The sequence below is a fragment of the Vibrio sp. EA2 genome (genome assembly GCF_033042495.1).
GTDB lineage: Bacteria > Pseudomonadota > Gammaproteobacteria > Enterobacterales > Vibrionaceae > Vibrio.
Map to the genome: position 1 here is coordinate 67,380 of NZ_JAWLID010000006.1, position 17,827 is coordinate 85,206.

Annotated in this window: 16 protein-coding genes and 1 other annotated feature; of the genes, 4 read left to right on the plus strand and 12 right to left on the minus strand. The window is 43.9% G+C overall.

Features of this window, described 5'->3' with window-relative positions; genetic code table 11:
* Positions 1-7: 7 nt before the first annotated feature.
* Positions 8-784, minus strand: a complete 777-nt coding sequence (gene yaaA / locus RXX31_RS14310; protein ID WP_317590194.1) for a peroxide stress protein YaaA — start codon at positions 782-784, stop codon at positions 8-10.
* 108 nt (positions 785-892) lie between these two features.
* Positions 893-2,326: a sodium:alanine symporter family protein gene (locus RXX31_RS14315; RefSeq protein ID WP_317590195.1), complete on the minus strand. Its 1,434-nt coding sequence runs from the start codon at positions 2,324-2,326 to the stop codon at positions 893-895.
* 723 nt (positions 2,327-3,049) lie between these two features.
* Between RXX31_RS14315 and RXX31_RS14320 the strand changes: the two genes are divergently transcribed.
* The gene (locus tag RXX31_RS14320; RefSeq protein WP_014230839.1) at positions 3,050-3,235 is read left to right on the plus strand and encodes a DUF3545 family protein; all 186 of its coding nucleotides are present in this window, start codon (positions 3,050-3,052) and stop codon (positions 3,233-3,235) included.
* A 229-nt stretch (positions 3,236-3,464) separates the two neighbouring features.
* On the opposite strand, the gene RXX31_RS14325 is transcribed toward RXX31_RS14320, so the two are convergent.
* From RXX31_RS14325 to nfo, 3 genes are all read right to left on the minus strand, one after another.
* A complete protein-coding gene (locus RXX31_RS14325) occupies positions 3,465-4,016 on the minus strand; it encodes a hemerythrin domain-containing protein (RefSeq protein WP_317590198.1) in 552 nt (183 codons plus the stop codon).
* A gap of 111 nt (positions 4,017-4,127) precedes the next feature.
* Positions 4,128-4,808 carry a uracil-DNA glycosylase gene (gene ung / locus RXX31_RS14330; RefSeq protein WP_317590199.1) on the minus strand — a complete coding sequence of 227 codons (681 nt, stop codon included), beginning with the start codon at positions 4,806-4,808 and terminating at the stop codon, positions 4,128-4,130.
* 280 nt (positions 4,809-5,088) lie between these two features.
* Complete coding sequence (gene nfo / locus RXX31_RS14335; protein ID WP_317590200.1) at positions 5,089-5,976, minus strand: deoxyribonuclease IV; 888 nt, start codon at positions 5,974-5,976, stop codon at positions 5,089-5,091.
* Positions 5,977-6,304: 328 nt separating this feature from the next.
* Between nfo and grcA the strand changes: the two genes are divergently transcribed.
* The gene (grcA, locus tag RXX31_RS14340) at positions 6,305-6,682 is read left to right on the plus strand and encodes an autonomous glycyl radical cofactor GrcA (RefSeq protein ID WP_264903118.1); all 378 of its coding nucleotides are present in this window, start codon (positions 6,305-6,307) and stop codon (positions 6,680-6,682) included.
* A gap of 120 nt (positions 6,683-6,802) precedes the next feature.
* Here grcA and thrC read toward each other — a convergent pair whose 3' ends face one another.
* The 3 genes from thrC to thrA are packed head-to-tail and all read right to left on the minus strand — an operon-like array spanning position 6,803 to position 11,516.
* Entirely contained in the window at positions 6,803-8,083 is a 1,281-nt protein-coding gene (thrC, locus tag RXX31_RS14345; RefSeq protein WP_317590201.1) for a threonine synthase, read from the minus strand.
* Positions 8,080-9,036 carry a homoserine kinase gene (thrB, locus tag RXX31_RS14350; RefSeq protein WP_317590342.1) on the minus strand — a complete coding sequence of 319 codons (957 nt, stop codon included), beginning with the start codon at positions 9,034-9,036 and terminating at the stop codon, positions 8,080-8,082. The genes thrC and thrB overlap by 4 nt, the downstream gene beginning before the upstream one ends.
* Before the next feature lie 20 nt (positions 9,037-9,056).
* The gene (gene thrA / locus RXX31_RS14355; protein ID WP_317590202.1) at positions 9,057-11,516 is read right to left on the minus strand and encodes a bifunctional aspartate kinase/homoserine dehydrogenase I; all 2,460 of its coding nucleotides are present in this window, start codon (positions 11,514-11,516) and stop codon (positions 9,057-9,059) included.
* A 54-nt stretch (positions 11,517-11,570) separates the two neighbouring features.
* Positions 11,571-11,690 (minus strand) — a sequence feature (Thr leader region).
* Positions 11,691-12,129: 439 nt separating this feature from the next.
* Here thrA and RXX31_RS14360 point away from each other — a divergent pair.
* On the plus strand, positions 12,130-12,600 hold the full coding sequence (locus RXX31_RS14360) for a ribonuclease regulator (RefSeq protein WP_317590203.1): 471 nt from the start codon (positions 12,130-12,132) through the stop codon (positions 12,598-12,600).
* On the opposite strand, the gene RXX31_RS14365 is transcribed toward RXX31_RS14360, so the two are convergent.
* Positions 12,597-13,079: a putative 4-hydroxy-4-methyl-2-oxoglutarate aldolase gene (locus tag RXX31_RS14365; protein WP_317590205.1), complete on the minus strand. Its 483-nt coding sequence runs from the start codon at positions 13,077-13,079 to the stop codon at positions 12,597-12,599. The genes RXX31_RS14360 and RXX31_RS14365 overlap by 4 nt on opposite strands.
* A 59-nt stretch (positions 13,080-13,138) precedes the next feature.
* On the minus strand, positions 13,139-13,546 hold the full coding sequence (locus RXX31_RS14370; protein WP_317590207.1) for a DUF3293 domain-containing protein: 408 nt from the start codon (positions 13,544-13,546) through the stop codon (positions 13,139-13,141).
* A gap of 360 nt (positions 13,547-13,906) precedes the next feature.
* On the opposite strand from RXX31_RS14370, the gene arcA reads away from it, so the two are divergent.
* Entirely contained in the window at positions 13,907-14,623 is a 717-nt protein-coding gene (gene arcA / locus RXX31_RS14375; RefSeq protein WP_264903124.1) for a two-component system response regulator ArcA, read from the plus strand.
* Positions 14,624-14,681: 58 nt separating this feature from the next.
* Here the strand turns inward: arcA and RXX31_RS14380 are convergent, their stop codons facing one another.
* Together RXX31_RS14380 and arcB are read right to left on the minus strand one after the other, a co-directional pair.
* On the minus strand, positions 14,682-15,131 hold the full coding sequence (locus RXX31_RS14380; protein WP_317590208.1) for a hypothetical protein: 450 nt from the start codon (positions 15,129-15,131) through the stop codon (positions 14,682-14,684).
* Position 15,132: 1 nt separating this feature from the next.
* A complete protein-coding gene (gene arcB / locus RXX31_RS14385) occupies positions 15,133-17,484 on the minus strand; it encodes an aerobic respiration two-component sensor histidine kinase ArcB (RefSeq protein ID WP_317590209.1) in 2,352 nt (783 codons plus the stop codon).
* Between the last annotated feature and the right edge of the window lie 343 nt (positions 17,485-17,827).

Consider the following 17,827-nt stretch of genomic DNA (forward strand, 5'->3'; position numbering starts at 1 on the left):
TTTGAGCTTAGTTCTGCTCTTCGCGCTTAAAGACCAATTCTGTTGGCGTCGACTCTTCTTCGACAAAGTAGTATCCCGCCGTATCAAACTTAGTCAGGTCAGCGACACTCTCAATTCGGTTTTCGATAATGTAGCGAGCCATCATGCCACGTGCTTTCTTCGCATAGAAACTGATCACTTTGTATTGACCGTTTTTACAATCTTTAAAAACTGGCGTGATCACTTGAGCATCAAGGTTCTTTGGTTTCACCGCCTTGAAGTATTCATTTGATGCCAGGTTAATCAACACATTGTCACCTTGCGCTGAAATCGCTTCATTAAGCTTGTCAGTGATGATATTGCCCCAGAACTGGTACAAGTTAGTGCCCTTGTCGTTCGCAAGCTTAGTCCCCATTTCCAGACGGTATGGCTGCATCAAATCCAATGGCTTCAACAAGCCGTAAAGGCCAGATAGCATACGCAGATGATCCTGAGCGTAATCAAAGTCAGCTTCAGACAAGGTTTCCGCTTCAAGACCCGTATAAACGTCACCTTTGAACGCTAGGATCGCCTGACGTGAGTTTTCAGTCGTGAAGGTTTCACTCCACTCTTGGAATCGCCCTACGTTCAGATCTGCGATTTTGTCGCTCACCTTCATTAACGATGCAACATCAGCAGGCGTCAATTTACGGCAAACTTCGATCAGCTCTTTGGAGAATTCAATTAACTCAGGTTGAGTAAACTTTTCCGTTGCTAACGGAGACTCATAATCCAGTGTCTTAGCAGGAGAAACTACGATAAGCATGACTTTGACTCTATCCTTTTAATTTTATATACCGTTAAGGGTACAAAAAAAGCCATGCATTGTCTGCATGGCTTTATAAATCGTGCTAATAGCTTTTAACTATGACACTCAGTCTTTTTTGTCGCTGTACCAAATGCCTTCTTCCAACTGAGATTTCAGCTCTGGGAAATCGTTAGCATCAAATGTTGGTACCTTACCAGCGTCTAACTGACGGTTGTAGTCTTTAGCCAGCTTGATAACGATGCCGGATAGCAGAATAATCGCTACCAAGTTGACGATCGCCATTAGGCCCATCGACACGTCAGCCAGTGACCATACCATTGGCAACGAAGCTACCGCGCCAAACATCACCATACCCAGGAAGATAATTCGGAAAATGCCGATACCCGCTTTATGGTTATGCTCCAGGAAGACTAAGTTCGTTTCTGCATATGAGTAGTTTGCAATGATCGACGTAAATGCAAAGAAGAAGATCGCCACTGCGATGAAAATACCACCCCAGTCACCGACTTGTGAGCTCAATGCACGCTGAGTCAGTTCGATCCCTGTAATCTCTGTCGCCTGACCTACGTATTCACCTGACATCAGGATGATCGCTACCGTCGAAGAACAGATCACAATCGTGTCCATGAACACACCCAGCATCTGAACGTAACCCTGAGACGCAGGGTGAGGCGGATACGGTGTAGCAGATGCCGCCGCGTTTGGAGCAGAACCCATACCCGCTTCGTTCGAAAACAGACCGCGTTTTACACCGTTAATCATTGCTTGAGCGATAGCGTAACCTAAACCACCAGCAGCAGCTTCTTGTAGACCAAAGGCACTTTTAACAATCAGAGTTAGTACCGCAGGTAACTTCTCGATGTTGGCAAACATCACCACTAGTGCCAGCGCAAGGTAAAGCAGTGCCATCAGTGGAACAATCATCTCTGCAACTTTAGCGATACGTTTAATACCACCAAAGATAACCGCTGCGGATAATACAACAACGGCGATACCCACGTAGAGAGAGTCCCAGCCAAATGCCGTGTTCATCGCATTAGCAATAGAGTTAGCTTGAACGGCGTTGAATACCAAACCAAAAGCGATCATTAGGAAAACCGAGAACAGTACGCCCATCCAGCGCATGCCCAAGCCTTTTTCCATGTAGTAAGCAGGACCACCACGGTAGTTGCCATCATCATCTTTGGTTTTGTATAGCTGCGCCAGAGTACTCTCTGCAAACGAGGTTGCCATACCTAACATAGCGATCAACCACATCCAGAAGATAGCACCAGGGCCACCGGCTGTTAGTGCTACAGCAACACCAGCCATATTACCGGTACCAACACGTGCTGCAAGACTGGTACAAAGTGCTTGGAAAGAAGAAATACCAGCTTTGTCTGCTTTACGACTGTTCTTTAGAACCGAAAACATGTGTCCGAAGTGGCGGAACTGAATGAACCCCAATCGAAAGGTGAAGTAAATACCTACACCAACCAGAAGATAAACCAGAATCGATCCCCACAGAAGATCGTTCATCAAATTGATTAAGTCTGTCATGCGTACCTCAAAGTGAGCTGCGCTGGTCTATGCATCCTAGCCATCCACCAGATTGCCTGCTAAGTGTCAAAGTGTGCTTAGCTAATTAAATAGTGTTTGTTTTAAGGGCAATCTAGAATCGTAAATGTCGCTTCATGCATCCATTTTACGTACCAGCGTATTTTTTGACGGGCGGATAATGCAACCTGGAGACACAAAAATCAATATGAAACAACACGCTTAATATTGTTATTTTTCACTATAAAGTCACCAAAAAATAACATAATCAGAAGACAGACGCACCATAAAACGCAACATATTGCTTACTTTAACACAACAAGAGTAATGAACTTATAACCAATAGAGTCTCACTACAAAATTCAGGTACAAGGCTAGTATTCATAAGGTGTAACAGAAAGTTACCCCCCTAACGTTTTCTTCAGTCGACCACTATTTCATCAAAGTCGTTTTATGCAACTTTAACCTTGCCGATATGCTCTAACTGCGACCTTTTCATTAACACTGAAAAATTCACCATTTAATCGTTTTCACTGGCTCGTTTGGGCACTTTTTATGCAAGGGTGAGAAAGTAAAGTGTGATTATCGAAGTGTTTTTGCACGAAAATGTCATAATACGGACACAAATTCGAAATATGTCATGGCTATTCTCACAATTATTGTGGTAATTAAAATTCTCCACATGGAGTGGTTACAACAGTTTAGATAAACAAGGTAAGGTGGCTTATGGACGGCTTTCAACTAGATGACATTTTTAATCTGGATACTACCTCAACAACCAAATCTCGAGCCAAACCAATGAAACGTAAATGGCGAGAAATAGAAGAGATGAACGACAGACGCAACCTATTAAAAGAGCTGCGTGAACTCGATGTCTGTAATGATTACAACCTAGACGATATTAAACTCTAATTCGAACAAAAGGCACCTCATCGGTGCCTTTTGTTATTTGATATAGAGCGAATAATCAGGGAGCTAAGGGCTCTTAGGGAGAGCTTATGCCTCTTTATCACATAGTGATAATTTGCAGCATGTTCGCCCCACATTGAGCCGAAGATTTATTTGTTAGCAATTCTTAGCAAGTAAGAAAAACGGCATACAAACCCGAGCAAAATCGTGATTTACTCGGGCAAATCTCACGTTAGATGAACTCCATGTCGCTTTGACGAACGCGTTCAGCCAACTGTTTATAGCGGTCAGCTATGGTATCGCCAAATACAGGATCGTCCTCATTTTCACTCCAGAGACTCTCTACGTACTGCCAGTCTTCGGTCGTAAACAGCTCTTCGATTAATGGCAGGATCTTCCGTTCCTCTAGCTCGAGGTGACGTTTTTGAGATTCAATAAAATCTTCTAAATGTCTAACAAACACATCTTGAGGAACGACAGCGTCTTGCAAAATCATCTCAATCACCGTTGAGAACTCTTTGGTTTTTTCGGCCAGTTCTTTATGTTCCTGCTCAAGGTTTTCCACGGTCCGTTGCTTACCATAATGCTCAAGAAAATGGTGGTAGAGGATGTCCTCTTTTGGATGGTGAACTTTTTCTGAATGCGTAGAGAGGTAATCAACAATCTCGCCCACTAACGCATAGTTAATGGCACGTTCTTGTTTTATTTCATTAAGTTTGTGGCGCAATATAGCCAACAGGCGAACCATGTAGCCGTGTTCGCGTCGAATTCTTTCGATCATCATAGCGTCTCTCCTTAACACCTGCTTTTATTAAGTGTACATGAGAAATACATTGTCAGCTTGAGCGCGCTCAAAAAAACAGCGATCAGAAGCGCTTAATCGCTGTTGTTAAGCTTATACCGTCATCGGTAGATGCCAATTGATAGGTTGTTTACCTTGTGATGTAAGCAGTTGGTTTGCTTGAGAGAAATGCTTACAACCTAAAAAGCCTCGGTGAGCAGAAAGCGGAGATGGGTGAGGAGCAGCAAGGACATGATGCTTGGAACGATCAATAAACCTTCCCTTTTTCTGAGCGTGCGCGCCCCACAACAGGAATACAACCCCCTGTTGGTGTAAGTTTATTGCCTCAATGACTTTATCCGTGAACGCTTCCCAGCCAGTTTTCGAATGCGAATGAGCTCTGCCCTGCTCTACCGTCAATACGGTATTAAGCAGTAATACACCTTGCTCAGCCCAACTTTGTAAAAAGCCGTGTTGAGGAATTTCAAAACCGTCGATATCCTGAGCAAGCTCTTTATAAATGTTCACTAAAGAAGGTGGGGTTTTCACGCCAGGTAAAACAGAAAAGCACAACCCATGCGCCTGATTAGGACCGTGATAAGGATCCTGCCCTAAAATGACCACCTTAACATCATTAAACTCGGTATAACGGAACGCATTAAACACATCTTTTGCTGGCGGATAAATCGTCTTTCCCGCCGAACGTTCCGATTCAACAAAGTTTAAGGTATCGACAAAATAGCTTTGTTTTTTTTCTTCTCCGATGACATCGTGCCAAGTCGGTGACTGATTCATAGAAAGTTCCTGTCCTTAAGTGTTGCTCTATTCTAACCAGCAACACTCAAACAAACAAAAACTTACCTGCCGACTTGAGAACAGTCATCAGAGATCAGTGTTTCTGCGGCGTTCGGAAGTGACCTTGCCCCGTGATATGACGGTTAGGCGCAGGCAAACGCACCGAACGTCTGCTATGTGAAAAAGCGGTAAAAGTGTTAGGTCGAGACATAATGCAATCCTTCTTTCCTATGGCCCCAATGATCATTAAGAAAGAAAAGTGCCAACTATGACAACGGGATTAACTTTTGTTGAATTCTTGCAAGTGGTAGCCACGCAGCGTGTTAATTTCTTGATGCCAAATATCCGGATCAATTGTCTCCAAAATCAGTGGGATACCATCAAAACGAGCGTCTCTTGCTATATACTCAAAACAGTCCCAGCCGATTTCACCTTTCCCCAAAGAGTGATGGCGATCAACCCGGCTTGCAAACTCGACTTTTGAATCATTTAGATGCATCGCCCTTAAATAGTGCATCCCAACGATACGATCGAACTCAGCAAAGGTGCGTTCACAATCTTCTTTCGTTCTCAAATCGTATCCTGCGGTAAACGTATGACAGGTATCGATGCACACACCCACGCGCTCTTTATCGTCCACTTGCTCAATGATTTCAGCCAGGTGCTCAAATTTCCAGCCTAGGTTGGTACCCTGACCAGCCGTGTTCTCGATAACCGCAATCACATCTGGTACGGCTTTGTGTGCCAGGTTGATCGATTCCGCAATCATCGCTAAACACGCTTGCTCAGATACTTTTTTCAGGTGACTTCCGGGATGAAAGTTTAAAAGCGTTAGACCAAGCTGGTTACAACGCTCCATTTCATCAATGAATGCGGCGCGAGACTTATTAAGTTTCTCTTCTTCTGGTGCACCTAAGTTAATCAGGTAAGAGTCGTGCGGCAAAATACTGTCAGCACCAAAGCCAAGCATTTGGCAGTTGGCTTTAAATGCACGGATGGTTTTCTCTTCCAGTGGCTTGGCTACCCACTGACGTTGGTTTTTGGTAAACAAAGCAAAAGCGTTGGCACCGATCTCACGTGCACGTAGAGGGGCCTGATCCACGCCTCCAGCGGCAGAAACATGAGCACCGATCAATTTATTTCCAAGTTTGTTTTTCATATTTGTCATTTAATCACTTTAGACTTTCAGTATGTGTACCTAAATACAATTAGTTACATAGTTGTGGTCAAGTTGAAATCAACAAAATGTAGTAAAATCACAACAATTTAATGTTTAAAATATTTTTTAATCATTCAAAAATAGTGTAATCATTATGTTTTTAAACACTTTATTGATTTACCTCAACAAAACAACCTTAGTAAAAATAATGTTTTTGGTTGTTTTTTGACTTAAATCAATATTAAAATAGTGGTTATTAGCTATATAATACTCAGCTCAACAGAAAGTTTGAAAACTAACACCAATAAACACCACGTAAGTGGACTAGGAGACAGTGATGATCCAAGGTATCCAAATTACTAAAGCGGCAAACGACGAACTACTAAACTCTATCTGGCTACTAGATGGTGAAAAGAATGAAGCTCGTTGTGTTGCAGCATCCGCTGGCTACGAAGCAGACCAAGTGATTGCGATCAGCGATCTGGGTGAATACGAAAGCCGTGAAGTAGCAATCGAAACAGCACCAAAGATCGAAGGTGGTCAGCACCTGAACGTGAACGTGCTTAAGCGTGAAACACTAGAAGATGCTGTCGCTAATCCTGAGAAATACCCTCAGCTAACCATTCGTGTATCTGGCTACGCAGTTCGTTTCAACTCACTAACTCCAGAACAGCAACGTGACGTAATTGCACGTACCTTTACTGAGTCTCTATAATCGCAGAGACACACTCCGGTAAGTTTTGCAAACGGCGCTCATTGAGCGTCGTTTTTTTATCCAATAAAAACAAAAAGGTGGAGACTAAGCTCCACCTTTTTCATTTAGCGCGATTCAGTCTTATTGCACTCGACGCAATACGGCTTTAAGCGCTTCAAAATCTGCGTCTAAATCTTCCGATAACAGCTCCATCACAGCATGCTTCGCAAGTGGTGCTGGTAAATCGATATCAGATTCTAAGATCTCATCAACCACTTCTTTGAACTTAGCCGGGTGAGCCGTACACAGGAACAAACCTGTTTCGCCTGCTTGAAGCTGCTCATCCAGTACACGATACGCGATTGCACCATGTGGTTCACATAGGTAACCCAGTGAATTCAATTCTTTCACTGACTCAGCGCTCTGTTCATCAGAAACGGCACCTTTACCTAGTGTTTCCAAGCCCCACTCTTTTACGCGGCATAGTTCTTCAATACGCGGCCAGTTGTTAGGCTGGCTTACGTCCATTGCGTTAGATGTTGTTGCAACCGTTGGTTTTGGATCCCACTGACCGGTTTGCAGATAGCGAGGAACCGTATCATTCGCATTCGTAGCAGCAATAAAGCGTTTGATAGGCAGACCAAGTGCTTTTGCCAGCAAGCCAGCAGTTAGGTTACCGAAGTTACCGCTTGGTACAGAGATGACCAGGTTTTCACGCTCTTGTTTACTCATTTGCGCCGCTGCTTCAAAGTAGTAACAGATTTGCGCCATCAGACGGCTGATGTTGATTGAGTTCGCAGAGTTAAGACCGATTTCTTCACGCAGAGCAGCGTCATCGAACGCTTGCTTCACAAGTGCCTGACAAGCGTCGAAGTCACCGTCAATTGCTACGGTATGGATGTTCTTACCTAGCGTACAGAATAGCTTTTCTTGTAGCGGGCTGATCTTACCTTTAGGGTAAAGAATCACGACATTGATATTTTCCATGCCGTAGAAAGCATGTGCTACTGCAGCGCCGGTATCACCTGATGTTGCGGTAAGAATAGTGATCTTACCACCATCCGATACTGCAGCCAGTGATTGAGCCATAAAACGACCACCGAAGTCTTTAAACGCCAGTGTTGGGCCGTGGAAAAGCTCCAGTGCATAAACGCCATCTTTAACTTGCTTGATCGGCGCTGGGAATTGAAAAGCAGCATCAACCATAGAGTTAACCTGGTCTTCTGACAGCTCATCACCAATCAATGCGGAAAGAATTTTTGTGCTGCGTGGGACAAAGTCTTCTTCTAGCAGCGCATCAATATCATCAAATTTTGGTAATTCTGATGGAAAAAACAGGCCTTGGTTACGACCTAATCCTTGGCGAACGGCTTGGCCAAAGGAAACTTGTTCATCATTTTCTTTTATATTGTAAAGCTTCATAGCTCACTTCCTGTAACGATCGAGCCCTGTTTATCTAGACGACAAACGTGGACGAATCCTTCTTCGTTTTGTACGTAGTTTTGTTCTAACCAGCGAGCAACTCGCTCAGCGACATCTTTCTCTTTGCAAATACTGAACAGTGTCGGACCACTGCCAGAAATACCGGTTGCTAACGCGCCCGCAGATGCAGCGTATTGACGAGCGTTCGCAAAGCCTGGCAGCAGTTTCTCACGATACGGTTCTGCGATCACGTCTTTGATCATTTTCGCAGCAAGTTCCGGTTGACCAGAATGACACGCGTGAATAAAGCCTGCAAGGTGGCGACCATGAGCTATGATATCTTGTCGGCGGTATTGAGATGGTAGGATCTCTCGAGCTTCCGCAGTAGACACTTTGATACCTGGGTAAGCCATTACCCAGTACCAGTCATCAAAACATGGTACTTCCTGGCTAATAATACCCAGTTCCTCAAGCATCAACTGCACGCCACCTAGGTAACACGGCGCCACGTTATCATAGTGGATACCACCAGAAATTTTACCTTCCATCTCACCCATTAGCGCTAACAGCTCAGTTTCATCGAGTGGCTGTCCGTGGAAACGGTTTAAAGCGTCTAATGCAGCAACAATAGAACACGCACTAGAGCCCAGACCTGAGCCAATCGGCATGTTCTTCTCCAGCGTCATTTCCAATGATTTCAGCTCAATGCCTTTTTTGTCCAGCTCTCGAGCGAAGACAACCCAACAGTCGTAAACTATGTTCTCTTTTGGCTCTGTTGGTAACTTCGAGACGAAGTTACCTGCGGTTTTCAAACTGAACGGTTCAGAGCCAGCTTTCACTTGTACTCGGTCACCCAATAAGGTGCCATCGATAGGAGAGACAGCTGCTCCCAAAACATCAAAACCTACGCTTACATTACCAATTGATGCTGGGGCATAAACCACTACATCCATATCACTTGAACTCATTACTGTTATACCCCTAGTTTCCAACCTAAAGTACGCATCACATCTGAAAATACGCCTGCAGCAGTTACTTCAGTACCCGCACCGTAACCACGTAGTACCAATGGAATTGGCTGGTAGTAACGGCTGTAAAACGCTAGTGCGTTTTCACCATCTTTAATTTTGTACATCGGATCATTTTCATCAACACTTGCAATGCTTACTTTGCACTTGCCTTCGCTGATTTCACCAACATAACGCAAAACTTTGCCTTCTTCAGCTGCTTTTGCGACCTGCTCTTTAAAGTAAGCATCAGCTTCAGGTAGGCGTGCCATAAACTCATCAACACTGCCTGAATCGTCAAAGCCTGGTGGTAGTGCTTGATCAACCACAACGTCTTCTAACTCTAGCGACATTCCCGCTTCACGAGCCAGAATAAGAAGCTTACGAGCCACATCCATACCCGATAGATCATCACGTGGATCCGGTTCAGTAAAGCCGTTTTCTTTCGCGATGTTTGTCGCTTCACTCAAGCTCATGCCTTCGTCTAGCTTACCAAAGATGTAAGACAGTGAACCTGACAGGATACCGCTGAAGCGCTCAAGCTCATCACCTGCCGCAATTAGGTTTTGTAGGTTTTCAATCACCGGTAGACCCGCACCAACCGTTGTCTCGTACATCAGTTTACGACGTGAGTTGCGCGCTACATCACGAAGCTGATGGTAGTAGGCCATGCTTGCAGTGTTTGCTTTTTTGTTTGGTGTTACAACGTGGAAACCCGCCGCCAGGAAGTCTGCATATTGATTCGCAATGGCTTCACTCGAAGTACAATCGACTAAAACAGGGTTGATGATGTGGTTACGTTGCACAAGTGCGATTAGACGTGCCAGGCTGAACTCTTCTGTTGCCGAAGACATACGATCTCGCCAATGTTCCAGTGGCAGCCCTTCACTATCGAGTAGCAGGCCTTTACTGTTTGCCAAACCACATACGCGAATGATGATGCCTTTTTCAGCCAATTTCGCTTGTTGACGTTCAATCTGATCCACCAGCTCGCCACCAACACCGCCGATGCCTACGACGAAAACATCAAGGAAGTGTTTAGAATTGAACAGGTTCATGTGACAGGCTTTGATCGCCTCAGAGATCTTATCTTCAGGGATAACCGCAGAGATTGCACGCTCAGAAGATCCTTGCGCTATCGCAACGATGTTGACGTTTACTTCAGCAAGAGATGAGAAGAAACGTGAAGCAACACCACGCGATGTACGCATGCCGTCACCAACAAGGGTCACGATAGCCACATCATCAATAAACTCTACAGGTTCAAGAAGGCCATCTTTCAGTTCTAACTCAAAGGATTCTGCCAGTGTCTGTTGTGCTTTCGCTTTGTCTTGTGCTTCGATACAGAAACTGATGCTGTATTCTGAAGATGACTGAGTAATCAGTACGATTGAAACGCCAGCCGCAGACATAGCACCAAATACTCGGCTCGCCATGCCAACCATGCCTTTCATGCCCGGGCCAGAGACGTTAACCATAGTCAGGTCATTCAGTGTCGTGATGCCTTTGATCGCCAGGTTATCTTCACCAGTATCTTGACCAATCAAGGTACCTGCACCTTGCGGGTTAAAACTGTTTTTGATTAAGCATGGGATATGGAACTGAGCAATTGGAGCGATGGTTTTCGGGTGCAGAACGGATGCACCAAAGTAAGAGAGCTCCATTGCTTCCTGGTAGCTAAGTGATTTCAGCAATCTCGCATCTTCTACCAAGCGCGGATCACAGTTGTAAACACCATCAACATCTGTCCAGATTTCACAACAATCCGCACGAAGACAGGCAGCTAAAACAGCGGCTGAATAGTCAGAACCGTTACGACCTAGTGTAACCAGTTCTCCTTTCTCATTACCGGCAGTAAAACCAGGCATGATGTTAACGTGGCCTTGAGGAAGAGGCTTTTGGCGGAAGTTTTGCGTAGAAATATCAACATCAACCATCGCTTCAAGGTGATCACCTTGAGCAAAAAGGTATTCAACGGGCTCAATTAGGCTGGCCTTTTGACCTTTGGCTTCAAGTACCGCTTTCATCAGCTGGATAGAAACACGCTCACCTTTACTGATAATGCGTGCATTGACATTATTTGGGCACATGCCTAACAAGCTGATGCCATGAACAAATTGACGTAATTGAGAGAGCGAGGTTTTAACTTGATTGTCGTAGCCAGTCCCATCTAGGTTAGGCACAACGGCTTGGATTTCAGCAAAGAGCGTTTTAAACGACTCTTCTAACTCGTTAATTTGTAATTCTGCTTCACCATTTCGTAAAGCGCCTTCGATCACAGCAACCAGTTTATTAGTTGTTTTACCCGGTGCAGAAAGCACGACTGCGACTTCTTCCTGTTGAGCATTATTCGCAATAATATCTGCTGCTCGTAAAAAGCGATCTGCATCAGCCAATGATGAACCGCCAAACTTCAATACTCGCATCCCTTCCTCCAATGTATCTTCTTAAACTTGTCTAAATTTTGTATTAAGAAAGCATAAAAAAAGGCCTGTATCTTGTTGGATACAGGCCTTTCTTGTGAATTTCTTTCGCTCAGCAGCCTGCCCCAACAATGGTAATGTCGGTAATAATAATCGTGGTGGTCATTACAACGAGGCTGTTAACTGGCATAAACTAATATTCTACGAAATGTGTGTTTGCTTAACCCTACGTTTACCGAGTTTCTGGAAGAGAGTCAACAAGAAATTGTTTATTTCCCAATCTCCCAGAGATAAACTCTGCGCTATCTGACTGAAAAATAAAGCATAGTTATAAATTCAAAATTAATAAAAATTTATCTTGGCTTTTCACTCCCCATGTAAGTTTGCCAAGATAAAGTTGCATTACACCTACATTCGAAAGGATCTTTGCTAAAACGGCCAAGATCAAAAAAAAGTGCACAGCAATGCCCCTTTCACTGCAAACTAAGTGTGATCACTGTCCACGAGAATAAATTATTTGGCAAATAAATGAGCTGGCTTTCATATTATATGCTTTAATAGTGAGAAGCGTTGAGCACATACCAATAAAAATCGTGAAACACAAGGAGTGGTGAGCATGAAAAAATGGCTTTTTCTGTTACTGTTTGTCATGCCCGGTATTTCTTTAGCCGCTGAACTGCCTACCCTTCCTGGTGCATCTATTACTTCCCCACACAAATTGTTTATCTCAAGTGACAGTTATCAAACGGATAGCTTCGATGTATGGAACATCGACGGCGGTTACTCGTACGAGTTATTTGACTCTGTTGATCTTTATGTCGGGGCACGCGTTAACAATTCTCCAATTCAGAACCAGAGTGGTTTTTTAAGTGGTGTTAGCTACCACTTTAATGATCGTGTCACGGTTAAAAGTACGCTGCGTTCTTTCAAAGGGGACACCAACGAGCGTGTTGATGAAGAAGATAGTGGCCTTGCTGCCGAAGTATCTAGCCGCGTGAAGATTACTGACAAGTTAGATATTCACGCCACTTTGGACTATCAAGACTGGCAACAAGGCTTTGAGGTGGGATTAGGCTTCCGCTTCTAGAAATCGAGTTTTTCTTTTGAAATCAGAATGCCGTTCCAGTCCGCATAAACATAATGCCTTGGCTGCACTAGCTGATTTTGCATCGTTAATGTCACATTAACCTCGCCCAAGCCTCGTTTTTCTGTTTTAAACGGACAGGTACCAAGTGCTTGTACACCAATATCCATTTGAGACATTTGAGCGACATCGCGTATTGCACCATAGACGATGATACCTTCCCATCCATTCTCAATACCCAGTATGGCTAATTGATCACCGAGCAATGCTTTTTGACACGAACCATGGCCATCGACAATCAATACTTTTCCGCTGCCGTCCTGTCCAAGCACTTCTCGTACCTTGGAGTTATCGTGATAACAACGCACTGTGACAATTTCGCCAAAAAACGCACTCCGTTGTCCGAAATTCTGTAATGGCAGATTCAGCAACGTAACCTTGTCTTCAAATTGGTCACAAATATCTGGTGTTATATCGTTCATATTTCCTCCATGAATTTTCTCGCCCGAGCGACACTCGAACGAGTAGTATCCTTTTTGCGTTATACGAGTCGCTCACTCATCTTAGCGATCTTGTGTCGATTGCTTGGCTCACTACAGGCAATAAGGTAGATGTCGCCATGAGAAACATAATAAATCGCGTTTTGTTGAAACTCGTTCGCTAGTGATATAGCATTTTCTATTGAGATCTCCGCCGCAAAACTTTCTTCGTACCATTCGAAGGTTCTATCACCTACCACAACTGGCACATAATTGATGTGTTTTAGACGTTTTTCTAGCGTTTGATTAATTATGCAGTTATCTTCTTTGGACAGCAAATTACTGTATGGGTTCCAAGCAGTTATCACAACATAGCTCAAAACATTCCATTTCGTTTCAAAGCGAAAAAAAGAATTTGCATAAGCATTCCATAACGATGCGTCGATGTTCGTATTATTTTTTTCTATCATAACTCTTAAATGATTAATAACAGTTAAATTTCATCAATTGATGTAAATCAACAAACTGCATGGAATTAACATTTGAGCATTGTTAGCATGCTGTTAACAATATAAAATTCTCCGCACCTCTGGGGTGTTTACGTTTCCTATCCCAATAAGAAACTGGAAATGAAAGGTAAATATCCCATTAGAATAAAAGTCGCCACGGGATGTAGGTGAGCTGGTAAATCTCCATGGAAGGCGGATAACTGAAAGAAGTGTAATTTTGATTAACTTGATTTATTATCAAAATTTCATTACCTGTATGTTATATTTTTGCCTAGAATTTATTCTATTAGCACAATTTTGTCACAAATTTAGGTACCGCCAATGCAAACCCCGCAGATTCTGATCGTTGAAGATGAGCAAGTAACTCGTAACACTCTTAAGAGTATTTTTGAAGCAGAGGGATACGCTGTTTTTGAAGCCAGTGACGGTGAAGAGATGCACCAAGTATTATCAGACAACTCTGTCAACTTGGTCATCATGGACATTAACCTTCCAGGCAAGAATGGTCTTCTACTTGCACGTGAATTACGCGAACAAGCAAACATCGCACTGATGTTCCTGACAGGCCGTGACAATGAAGTGGACAAGATACTCGGTCTTGAGATTGGTGCTGATGATTACATCACTAAACCATTCAACCCACGTGAATTGACTATCCGTGCGCGTAACTTGTTGAGTCGCTCAATGAGCGAGAATGCCGTTCAAGAAGAAAAACGCTCAGTAGAAAAATACGAATTCAACGGTTGGGTGCTAGATATCAATAGCCGCTCACTAGTGAGCCCTTCAGGCGATAGCTACAAGCTGCCTCGTTCTGAATTCCGTGCTCTACTGCACTTCTGTGAGAACCCAGGTAAAATCCAAACACGTGCTGACCTTCTTAAGAAGATGACAGGACGTGAACTTAAGCCACATGATCGTACTGTAGACGTCACCATTCGTCGTATTCGTAAGCACTTCGAATCGGTATCAGGTACACCAGAAATCATCGCAACGATTCATGGTGAAGGTTACCGCTTCTGTGGTGATCTAGAAGACTAATTTATTCTTCATAGGTACCAAGGGCTTGCCTGCGCAAGCCCTTTTTTAATTTAAGAGGTCAATACACCTTATTGATCTTCACATACTTTTCGACCAGCCAGCGCTTTTTACCAGCATCATCCAGCAGTATCGCCAGCTCAACCCACTTCTCAGTGTTAACTTGGTTTTCCCAGGTAAAAGCAACTTCCCATTGGTTTTCGCTATGAGTCCGTGTTTCCAGTGAGTCTTCGTCCAACATCCATTGCTCATCACCTTGCTTAATTATCAAAGCCTCAACGGTAAGATTTGCGGGTAACTGCGTGTCACTTTCTAGGGAGAGAGAACCATGAAGGCTGGCTTCCTGCGACTCACCAATCGTCGGCATCAAATTGACCCAGAGGTTACTCTTGAGTTCAATATTGACTTTATTAATTGTTATCTGGCTGTCTTGTTTCCAATTCACTTCAGGAACAGCACTACAACCCGTCAGCAAAGCAGTAGCAATGGCCACTGATGCAAGTTTTTTCATGTTATTTCCTTTGTTCTAACCAACTTCTTAGTACTTGAATATCATTGAGGTATTCATTTTTTATTTCTTCGATCCAATCGGAAATATTCTCCCACCACGCAGGCATATCAGGAGACTGGGCTTTCTGCGCGACACTTTGAATGCGTTTCAGACCAATTGAACCTGCCGCGCCTTTGATTTTGTGCGCTTCTGACACGATGCCATCTTTATCTTTCGCGATCATATTGGAATCCAGAACTTCAATATAATCAGGCATCATCTCTTCAAACATTTTGATACTGTCATAAACGGGCTTTGACCCCACAATATCAACGTAAGACTCCAGCATATCGAGGTCAAGCAAATGCGTCTCTATCACCGGGGATGGGGTTGGTTCTTCCTTCACTTCAATAACCTCTACTGGCTGTGGTTTTTCCACTCTATGCACAAAGAACTTATCAATCACAGACTGGATAGCATGCACAGCTAAAGGCTTACTGATTGCATCATCCATACCATTTTGCAGATATTCTCTACGATCTTTTAGCACATTTGCTGTCAACGCAACTAATGGAGGCAAGTTATCGTAGTGCTCTCGATAGTATTTGGCGATATCGAAACCAGTCATATCGGGTAACTGAATATCGAGTAAAACTAAGTCATATTGTTCGGGAACGAAATTAACTAACGCTTCTTGTCCTGTCATGGCAACGGTGACGGAATGACCCAAGCTTTCCAATAAAGATTTCGCTACTGTCACGTTCAATTCGATATCTTCGACCATAAAGATATTTAAATGAACATTGTCGCGCTGAGCGTCGATGACAGGTTCTTCGAGAGGAACGACTGGTACATGAATAGACACGGTAAAGGTACTACCATAGCCCTCTTCACTGGTTACCGAGATATCACCACCCATCATATTGATCAGTTGTTTAGAGACAGCCAGTCCAATGCCAGTCCCCACCGCGTGTAGATTATCTTTGCCTGATTTCACTTGGTAATACATGGCAAAAATCTTATTCAATTCTTCTTCCGGAATGCCAATACCGGTATCTTCCACTTCAATAATGATAGTCGCGAAGCTATCTTCAACATCGGCACTTACCGTCATCACCACGCCACCTTCTTTAGTGAACTTCATGGCGTTGTTGACCAGGTTCCAGATAACCTGACGTAAACGGGTGGCATCGACTTCAATCGCTTTGGGTAAATCGCTCAAACGCTCTAAATCAAAGCGCAAGCCTTTCTGTTCCGCCATCAACGCGGAGATACTTTCGATTTCTGCGACAAAATCTTCGAAGTTCAGCGGCTCAGGCAACAACTCAAGTTTACGGCGATCAAACTTATCCATATCGATAATATCGTTGAAAATATTGCCTAATGTGATGGCACTGACATTGATGGTTTGCATGTACTTGCGCTGCTCTTCCGTCAGCTGGGTATCCAGCAACATGCGGCTCAAGCCGACTATGCCGTTGAGTGGGGTACGAAGCTCATGACTGATGGTGGAGATAAAGGTAGTTTTGTCCCGACTGGCTTTTTCCAGGGACTCTTCGTGGCGCTTACGCTCGGTGATATCACGTCCAAAACCAACCAAACCAAGGTGACGGCCATCCTTGCTATAGAATGGAACCTTACGCAATTCGAAGTAATGTTTGCGGCCATCCGGGTATTCCAACCATTGCTCATAGGTAATCGCCTGATTATCTGTAAAGACTTTCTGGTCCGTATCAACGATTGGCTGTGCAATTTCTTTACTGTAAACATCCCAAGGGCTTAAGCCCACCAACTGATGTTCTTTCTTACCCGTCAGCTCTTCCATGGCGCGGTTACAACCAGAGAACACACCATCTGCATTTCGGTAGTAAATCAAATCCGGAGACGCATCAATGAAAGAGCGTAATAGTGCGGTTCGCTCGGCAAGTTCTAGCTGGGTTCGCTCACGCTGAAAGACCTCATTTTCCAGGTCCTTCATCGCTTCTTCGCGTGCTTCTTCGGCTTTAATACGCTCTTCAATCTCTTGATTGAGCTTTTCAATATTCTGTTGCAACTGGAAGTTCAGTTCTTGATCGCGCGAGCGCATGTCTTTCAGCTTGGAAACCAGCTTAGTTAACCTTTGGCGCGACTCCTCCAATTGGTCGACAACCACCGACAGAAAATATACCGCCCAAGGAGTAATCAGCAGACCAAAGAACACCGAACGAACGATATCAATATCGTCCACTCGCCCCTTAAGTGCCAGGGTAATACCGACTTGTACCACGACAGCCAACGCCACCAGAGCAAGCGCCAGCAAAATTGAAAAACGGACAATTCCCAGCTTAACCAAAAGGTCGACATAATACTGGGCGAGATTTTTCATCGGTTTCATTCACGACTCCACGGCGCAAAGCTAGATATCATCCCTGAACATGAGACATTTGCCTTAGTGTTAAAAAAAGTATCAGGGGAATAATGGAAAAACACCAAGTACCAGCAGTTTAACGTGTTTGATACGGTGATTTAAACTGCTCACTATCAACTTAGAGCAAGAGGTCACAAAGCGTTGGCAATAACTTCTCTTTTATCGTTGGTGTGCTTAATAATGAACGACAAAACAGACATGGGAAAAGACTTAAAAAGGTGGTGAGAACAGATAAGGACCGAGTGGTGAACCACAGACCCAAGTAGGAAGGAAATACTTGGGAATGCAGAGTTTCATGCTAGCCGTGAGC

Excerpts from the sequence above, each read along its gene's own strand:
- RXX31_RS14370 (WP_317590207.1), bottom strand. The coding sequence starts at position 13,546 with ATGATAGAAAAAAATAATACGAACATCGACGCATCGTTATGGAATGCT.
- grcA (WP_264903118.1), top strand. The coding sequence starts at position 6,305 with ATGATCCAAGGTATCCAAATTACTAAAGCGGCAAACGACGAACTACTA.
- thrA (WP_317590202.1), bottom strand. The coding sequence starts at position 11,516 with ATGCGAGTATTGAAGTTTGGCGGTTCATCATTGGCTGATGCAGATCGC.
- RXX31_RS14365 (WP_317590205.1), bottom strand. The coding sequence starts at position 13,079 with ATGAACGATATAACACCAGATATTTGTGACCAATTTGAAGACAAGGTT.
- arcB (WP_317590209.1), bottom strand. The coding sequence starts at position 17,484 with ATGAAACCGATGAAAAATCTCGCCCAGTATTATGTCGACCTTTTGGTT.
- RXX31_RS14315 (WP_317590195.1), bottom strand. The coding sequence starts at position 2,326 with ATGACAGACTTAATCAATTTGATGAACGATCTTCTGTGGGGATCGATT.
- ung (WP_317590199.1), bottom strand. The coding sequence starts at position 4,808 with ATGAATCAGTCACCGACTTGGCACGATGTCATCGGAGAAGAAAAAAAA.
- arcA (WP_264903124.1), top strand. The coding sequence starts at position 13,907 with ATGCAAACCCCGCAGATTCTGATCGTTGAAGATGAGCAAGTAACTCGT.
- thrC (WP_317590201.1), bottom strand. The coding sequence starts at position 8,083 with ATGAAGCTTTACAATATAAAAGAAAATGATGAACAAGTTTCCTTTGGC.
- RXX31_RS14360 (WP_317590203.1), top strand. The coding sequence starts at position 12,130 with ATGAAAAAATGGCTTTTTCTGTTACTGTTTGTCATGCCCGGTATTTCT.
- yaaA (WP_317590194.1), bottom strand. The coding sequence starts at position 784 with ATGCTTATCGTAGTTTCTCCTGCTAAGACACTGGATTATGAGTCTCCG.
- nfo (WP_317590200.1), bottom strand. The coding sequence starts at position 5,976 with ATGACAAATATGAAAAACAAACTTGGAAATAAATTGATCGGTGCTCAT.
- thrB (WP_317590342.1), bottom strand. The coding sequence starts at position 9,036 with ATGGATGTAGTGGTTTATGCCCCAGCATCAATTGGTAATGTAAGCGTA.
- RXX31_RS14380 (WP_317590208.1), bottom strand. The coding sequence starts at position 15,131 with ATGAAAAAACTTGCATCAGTGGCCATTGCTACTGCTTTGCTGACGGGT.
- RXX31_RS14325 (WP_317590198.1), bottom strand. The coding sequence starts at position 4,016 with ATGATGATCGAAAGAATTCGACGCGAACACGGCTACATGGTTCGCCTG.
- RXX31_RS14320 (WP_014230839.1), top strand. The coding sequence starts at position 3,050 with ATGGACGGCTTTCAACTAGATGACATTTTTAATCTGGATACTACCTCA.